The organism is Halomonas sp. BM-2019 (assembly GCF_017584085.1).
The window spans coordinates 3476190-3482546 of sequence record NZ_CP071922.1 but is presented as its reverse complement, the minus strand read 5'-3'; the positions used below and the strand labels follow the sequence as shown (position 1 = coordinate 3482546).

8 protein-coding genes are annotated in these 6357 nt (G+C 70.8%); 2 read left to right on the top strand and 6 right to left on the bottom strand.

The genetic code is table 11. The features are described 5' to 3' along the window. Positions 1–244, bottom strand: a 244-nt coding sequence (locus J5F18_RS17275) for a zf-HC2 domain-containing protein (RefSeq protein ID WP_346299770.1), incomplete at its 3' end; no start/stop codon positions are given. Next, the gene (locus J5F18_RS17270) at positions 241–864 is read right to left on the bottom strand and encodes a sigma-70 family RNA polymerase sigma factor (protein WP_346299769.1); all 624 of its coding nucleotides are present in this window, start codon (positions 862–864) and stop codon (positions 241–243) included. The genes J5F18_RS17270 and J5F18_RS17275, both read right to left, overlap by 4 nt. A 266-nt stretch (positions 865–1130) precedes the next feature. Between J5F18_RS17270 and J5F18_RS17265 the strand changes: the two genes are divergently transcribed. Together J5F18_RS17265 and J5F18_RS17260 are read left to right on the top strand one after the other, a co-directional pair. Further along, the gene (locus tag J5F18_RS17265) at positions 1131–1925 is read left to right on the top strand and encodes a methyltransferase domain-containing protein (RefSeq protein WP_346299768.1); all 795 of its coding nucleotides are present in this window, start codon (positions 1131–1133) and stop codon (positions 1923–1925) included. A 45-nt stretch (positions 1926–1970) separates the two neighbouring features. Continuing rightward, positions 1971–2450: a cupin domain-containing protein gene (locus J5F18_RS17260; protein WP_346299767.1), complete on the top strand. Its 480-nt coding sequence runs from the start codon at positions 1971–1973 to the stop codon at positions 2448–2450. An 84-nt stretch (positions 2451–2534) separates the two neighbouring features. On the opposite strand, the gene dauA is transcribed toward J5F18_RS17260, so the two are convergent. The 4 genes from dauA to J5F18_RS17240 form a co-directional block, all read right to left on the bottom strand. Next, positions 2535–4274 (bottom strand): C4-dicarboxylic acid transporter DauA, encoded by a 1740-nt coding sequence (gene dauA, locus J5F18_RS17255; RefSeq protein ID WP_346299766.1) that lies wholly within the window; start codon positions 4272–4274, stop codon positions 2535–2537. Between the two features lie 196 nt (positions 4275–4470). Then, on the bottom strand, positions 4471–5160 hold the full coding sequence (locus J5F18_RS17250) for a hypothetical protein (RefSeq protein ID WP_346299765.1): 690 nt from the start codon (positions 5158–5160) through the stop codon (positions 4471–4473). 103 nt (positions 5161–5263) lie between these two features. Next, on the bottom strand, positions 5264–5983 hold the full coding sequence (locus J5F18_RS17245) for a response regulator (protein WP_346299764.1): 720 nt from the start codon (positions 5981–5983) through the stop codon (positions 5264–5266). Beyond that, a partial coding sequence (locus J5F18_RS17240) for an ATP-binding protein (RefSeq protein ID WP_346299763.1) occupies positions 5980–6357 on the bottom strand: 378 nt, incomplete at its 5' end. The genes J5F18_RS17240 and J5F18_RS17245, both read right to left, overlap by 4 nt.

The window sequence follows — 6357 nt, the reverse complement described above, 5'->3', positions numbered from 1 at the left end:
CGTCGCTGTCGAACTGGTCGAGCAGGCGACGGATTCGCCGGTGCAGCCGTGGCGGGGCCCTCACCGTGCCGGACGCGTCCACCCTGGCCCGTAATCGTCGTTCGAATTCGGCACGTGAGAAGCAGTCGCGGCACCTGGTCAGGTGTCGCTCGATATCCTCGGCCTGCTGCACCTCGAGCTCCCGGTCGAGATAGTCGAAGAGCCGCTCGATGACCTCCTCGCAGCCCAGCTCCCTGGTGCTCATGATGGCCGGCCTCCCTTCCCCTGGTGGCCAGAGGCGATACCGGCGTCTCTGGCCTGCTGCCAGAGGGTCTTCTGCAGCAGCCCCCGGGCGCGGCTGAGCCGCGACCTGACGGTGCCCAGCGGAATCTCCAGCAGGCGGGATACCTCCTCATACGTATAGCCCTGCACCTCCACCAGCACAATCACCAGGCGGAAGGGGTCGGGCAGGGCATCCAGCGCCGCCTGCAGATCCTCCTGCAGCAGGCCGTTGAAGAACTGCTCCTCGAGGCTGCCCCACCACAGCAGGAAGGGCTGATGAAGCTGCTGGAAGAGGGTGAACTGGGCGACATCCAGGGTATCCGCCTCGCTGGCCTCGGCGGCGGTCGGGGGGCGACTCCGGCGGCGTCGCCACTCGCTGATGAAGGCGTTGGTGAGGATATGGAACAGCCAGGCCTCGAAGCGTCGCGGGTCGCGCAGGGTCTCGAGGCGACGCCACGCCTGGGTCACCGCCTCGGCGACGATGTCCTCGGCGTCCTCGGGGTGGCGGGTCAGCCGCAGGGCGGTGCCGTAGAGCCGATCCATCAGCGGCTCCAGGCGCTGCTCGAACCACTGCCGCTGCCTGGCGGTGTCGCGGTCTCGCATGGCGATTCCCGAATCGCCCCCGCGGGGAGGGCAGGGCCTCCGGATCGGGGATGGGATGAGCGCACTGGCCAGGGCCATGGGCCATTACCTCGAGGATGGCGGGTCACGCGGCGACCGGCAAGTCGCCTCGTTCGCAGGGACGTCTCGACGGGCGGCAGGGTTCCCGATGCCGTGCCAGGGGCCGGGAACAAAAGGACGCGGCGCTGCGTCCCCGCGGACACGACACGCCGGGTGTCGTCATCACGCAATCACGCAGGAGAACCACCATGACCAGCACGGCAACCGCTTCCGCCGCACCCGCGGTGGATCGCGATGAACTGGAGGCTCGGGTCAAGGCCATGTACCGGGAGGTGGCCGAGACCCCGCAGGCCGACTTCCATTTCGAGATGGGCCGCGCCCTGGCCGAGCGCCTGGGCTATGACCCCGCGGCCCTCGACCGCATCCCGGCCGCGGCCATCGACTCCTTCGCCGGGGTCGGGCACTTCCTGGATCTGGCGGCCATCCAGCCGGGCGAGACGATCCTCGACCTGGGCAGCGGCTCCGGCATGGACAGCCTGCTGGCCGTACTGGCGACCGGTCCTGGCGGCCGGGTACTGGGACTCGACATGACCGATGCCCAGCGCGACAAGGCCACCCGCCTGGCCCGAGAGGGGGGCATTCGCAATGTCGAGTTTCATGCGGGCTATATCGAGGCGCCGCCCGTCCCGGACGCCAGCGTCGATCTGGTGATCAGCAACGGGGTGATCAACCTTTCTGCGGACAAGCCGCGGGTCTTCGCCGAAGCCGCCCGGGTATTGAAGCCCGGCGGGCGCCTGGCGCTGGCCGATATCGTCACCGAGTCGCCGCTACCGGAGGGGGTGACCTGTGACGCCACCCTGTGGGCCGCCTGCATCGGCGGGGCCAGCCAACAGGACGCCTACCGGGCAGCCATCGAGGCGGCCGGCCTGAGGATCCAGGCCTTCCGCGAGCACCCCGAATACCGCTTCCTGACCGATTCGGCGCGGGGGGCCAGCGACACCTACGGTGTCAAGAGTATCTCGCTGCTGGCCGTCAAGGCCTGAGCGGCAACCCAGAACGATCGATTCGACGATACGGAGGAACCGACCATGACCATGCAGAAGCCCCTGATCCTTGCCTCACTGCTGCTGGCCCTGCCCCTGGCGGCGGGCACCCTCCAGGCGTCGCCCTATCATGGCGACGGCCACCTGCTCGGCACCCCGGAAGACCTCGAATGGGGGCCGGTGGGCTCCATGGGGGAGGGAGCCGAGATCGCCATCATCGAGGGCGACCTCGCCGAGGAGGTGCCCTTCACCTTCCGGCTGCGGCTGGCAGACGGCTACGAGATCAAACCGCACGTCCACCCCGCCTACGAGCGCGTGACAGTGCTCTCCGGTACCCTGCACTTCGCCCACGGCGAGACCTTTGATCCCGAGGCTACCAAGACGCTGCCCGTCGGCGGCTTCGCCATCATGGCACCGGGCGATGCCATGTTCGGCTACGCCGAGGGCGAGACCATCATCCAGCTCCACGGCACCGGCCCCTGGGGCATCGAGTACGTCGATCCGGCGGATGACCCGCGCCAGTGAGTCCGGGGCGCGCCACGAGTCGACGCCCGCCCGGTCCCGCGACGGCAAGGCGGGACCGGGCGCTCCCCCACGCGGCGCTTCCCTTCAGTCCATGGCCAGCCAGCGCTCGGCCAGGCGGGCGGCCTGGCCCTGGCCGGCAACCATGGCCAGCCGCCCCGCCTGGCGGCGCATCCCCGCGCGCTTGAGCTTGATGACCATCCGCGCCGGCAGGCCGACGAAGATCAGCTTGACCCGCTGGACGCGCAGTTCCTCCACCAGCGCCTGCAGGGCAACGATGGCGGTGGCGTCCAGGCTCGGCACGTCGCGCATGTCCAGCATCATGACCCTCACCTCCGGGTCCACCACCCGCAGCGAGGAGACGGCCTTCTCGGCGGCGCCGAAGAACAGCGGGCCGTTGATATCGTAGAAGGCCACCCCGCGGGGCAGCGTGGGTGGCGCCTCGCGCTCGCCGGCACGCAGTCGCCGTGCCTCGGTCAGGCTGGCCATGCGGCGGATGAACAGCGCCGCGGCCAGGCCCATGCCCACGGCCACGGCCAGCACCATGTCGAAGATCACCGTGAGCGCGAAGCAGAGCAGCAGCACCGCCACGTCACTGCCCGGGGCGCTCTTCAGGGTGTGGGCGAAGTGGCGCGCCTCGCTCATGTTCCAGGCGATGATGAACAGCAGCGCGGCCAGCGCCGCCATGGGCACATGGCCCAGTACCCCTGCCAGCAGCACCACGGCGAGCAGCACCACCAGGGCGTGGACCACGGCGGCCAGCGGCGAGGCGGCACCGCTGCGGATATTGGTGGCGGTGCGGGCCAGGGCGGCGGTGGCGGTGATGCCGCCGAAGAAGGGCACCACCAGGTTGCCGATCCCCTGGCCGACCAGCTCGGCGTTGGGGTCGTGCCGGGTGCGGGTCAGGCCGTCGGCCACCACGGCGCAGAGCAGCGACTCGATGGCCGCCAGCATGGCGATGGCCAGGGCCGGCCCGAGCAGCTCACGGATCAACGCGAAGTCCACCGTCAGTGGGGTGCCGTCGGGCCCGGGCAGGTGCCAGGGCACCACAGGGCTGGGGGGGAAGGGGGGGATGCCGCTGCCGCTCTGGCCCTGGAACTCCCAGCTGAAGCGCGAGGCGATGGTGGCGATCTCGGCTCCGGCGGCGCTTACCGACAGGGCCGCCAGGGTGCCGACGACCAGCCCCACCAGCGGCGCCGGTACCGGCAGCTTGAGTCGTGGCCAGAGGATCAGGGTGGCCAGCGTCACCAGGCCCACGCCCAGCTCGGCCGGCGCCAGGGTTGGCAGGGCGCGAACGATGGCGGCCAGGTTGTGCGGGGTACTGTCGCCCAGCTCGACCCCGGCCAGGCCCAGGAAATCGGGCAGCTGCAGCAGGGCGATCACCACGGCGATGCCGGCGGTGAAGCCCAGCACCACCGGGTAGGGTACGAACTGGATCAGGCTGCCCAGCCGCGCGAGCCCCAGGGCCACCAGGATCAGCCCCGCCATCAGGGTGGCGATCAGCAGCCCGCCGACGCCGTGGCTGGCGACGATGGGGAAGAGGATCACCACGAAGGCCGCCGTGGGGCCGGAGATGTTGAAGCGCGAGCCGCCGGTCAGGGCGATGATGGCGCCGGCCACGATGGCGGTGTAGAGGCCGTGCTGGGGCGGCACGCCGGTGGCGATGGCCAGCGCCATGGAGAGCGGTATCGCGACGATGCCGATGGTCAGGCCGGCCAGCAGGTCGCGGCGCAGTTCAGGGAGCCCATATCCCGCTCGCCAGGCGGCGACCAGGGCGCTGCCGGGAACAGGGAGGCGATAGCCGGTCAGGGAAGAGCGGCGGGACATGACAACTCCTTTGCGTGCTAAAGAGCTGGAGCCTGCACGTTACGCCTTTCTACTGCGCCGCCGCAAGCCCTGCCATTGCCGCATGAGGCCGCCGCCGCGCGCGGTAGACACCGACCGACGGGGCTTGCAGGCCCCCAACACGACGGGCCCGACCATGCGGTCGGGCCCGTCGCGTCAGGGGCGGGCTGAGGTCGGCTCAGTTGCCGTGCTTGTGGTGGCCCTTGCCATAGCCCTTGCCAGGCCCCTTGCCATAGCCGCCCTCGCCGCGCTGCATCATGGTCTCGCGCAGCTCCTCGAGCTGCTCGTCGCTAAGCAGTTCGGAGAGCGCTTCCTGGTGGCGGTCGCGCATCTCGCGCATGGCGTCGCGGCGCTCCTCGCGGGAGTCGAAGTCGCGATCCCGCAGCTCGGCCAGGTCGGCATAGATCGCCTCGCGGGTCTCGCGCAGGGCCTCACGCTCCTCGTCGGAGAGGTCCCACTCGTCCACCAGCGCCTCGAGGCGCTCCTGCATGCTGGCGCGGCGCTGCTCCATCCGCTCGGCGCGGCGCTCCTCGCGCATCTCGCGGCGGGCCTCCTCCAGGGCCTCGCGCTGCTCGTCGTCGAGGATCTCGGCCAGGCGCTCGCGATGCGCTTCATACAGCTCGCGCATCGCCTCGCGGTGCTCGCTGCGCGCCTCGTCCAGGGCCTCGCGGGTCGCCTCGTCGATTCCGGCGCGATCGAAGAGGGCCTGGCGCTGTTCGGCGCGGGCTTCCTTCCACTGCTCGCGCTGCTCCTGGCGCTGCTCCGCGCCCTTGCCGTGGTAGGCGGCGGTGGCGGAAAGCGCCAGGGGGGCGATGGCCATGGCCAGCAGCGCGGGGGCCAGCAGCTGGCGGGTGAGGGACTTCTTCATGGGGGCACTCCTTCGGGCCTCGGGTTGACGGTTCCAGTCTCGCCCCGGCCGGTGCAAGGGGGGTGCAGCGACCGTGCAAAGGCGATGCAAGCGGGACCGGCGATCACTCCTCGGGCTGGTACTTGTAGCCCACTCCGTAGACCGAGCGAATCACCTCGCGTTCCGGCCATACCTCGCCGATCTTGCGGCGCAGCTTCTTGACGTGGCTGTCCACGGTGCGCTCCGAGACGATGCGGTGGTCGCGGTACATGTGGTCCATCAGCTGGTCCCGGGAGAAGATCCGCCCCGGGGCGTGCATCATCACCTTGAGCAGCTGGAACTCCACCGCGGTCAGCCCCAGGTCCTGGCCGTCGGCCAGCGCCCGCCAGCCCTCCTCGTCGAGGACCAGGTCGCTGCCCACGGCAGGCCCGGCGCCGTCGACGCCCTGGCTGCGGCGCAGCACCGCCTTGACCCGGGCCACCACCTCCCGGGGGCTGAAGGGCTTGCAGATATAGTCGTCGGCGCCCAGCTCCAGGCCTAGCAGGCGGTCGACCTCCTCGACCCGGGCGGTGAGCATGATCACCGGCAGCGCCGGCCAGCGCTGGCGGATCTCCCGGCACAGGGTCAGGCCGTCGGTGCCGGGCAGCATCAGGTCGAGCAGCGCCAGCGCCGGGCCCTGGCCTGCCTGGCGCACGTCGGCCAGCCACGGCAGCACGCTGTCGCCGTGGTCCAGGTGATGGGTGGTGAAGCCGCTGCCTTCCAGGTAGTCGGCCACCAGCCGGGCGATCTTGGGTTCATCCTCGACGATCAGGATGCTCTGCCCCTGGGGTTCCCGTGATGTCATGCGATCTCCTCCCTGTCATCGAGCGTCGGAAAGTCCAGCGTCCAGCATAACCCACCCAGCGGCGAGGCCGAGGCGTGCATCTCGCCGCCGTGGGCCTTGACCAGGGCCGCGGCGATGGAGAGCCCCAGGCCGCTGCCGCCGCTGGCGCGGTTGCGCGAGCCCTCCACCCGGTAGAGCCGCTCGGTGAGCCGGGCCAGCTCGCCCTCGGGTACGCCGGGGGCGCTGTCCTCCCAGGTGACCCGCAGGCCCGTGGGCGTGGCGGCGAGGGTGACCCGCAGCCGGCCCGGGGGCCGGGTGTAGGCGCAGGTGTTGTCGAGCAGGTTGTTCCACAGCTGGCGCAGCCGCTGGACGTCGCCGCGCATCCAGGCCTCGCC

Excerpts from the sequence above, each read along its gene's own strand:
- dauA (WP_346299766.1), bottom strand. The coding sequence starts at position 4,274 with ATGTCCCGCCGCTCTTCCCTGACCGGCTATCGCCTCCCTGTTCCCGGC.
- J5F18_RS17260 (WP_346299767.1), top strand. The coding sequence starts at position 1,971 with ATGACCATGCAGAAGCCCCTGATCCTTGCCTCACTGCTGCTGGCCCTG.
- J5F18_RS17250 (WP_346299765.1), bottom strand. The coding sequence starts at position 5,160 with ATGAAGAAGTCCCTCACCCGCCAGCTGCTGGCCCCCGCGCTGCTGGCC.
- J5F18_RS17265 (WP_346299768.1), top strand. The coding sequence starts at position 1,131 with ATGACCAGCACGGCAACCGCTTCCGCCGCACCCGCGGTGGATCGCGAT.
- J5F18_RS17245 (WP_346299764.1), bottom strand. The coding sequence starts at position 5,983 with ATGACATCACGGGAACCCCAGGGGCAGAGCATCCTGATCGTCGAGGAT.
- J5F18_RS17270 (WP_346299769.1), bottom strand. The coding sequence starts at position 864 with ATGCGAGACCGCGACACCGCCAGGCAGCGGCAGTGGTTCGAGCAGCGC.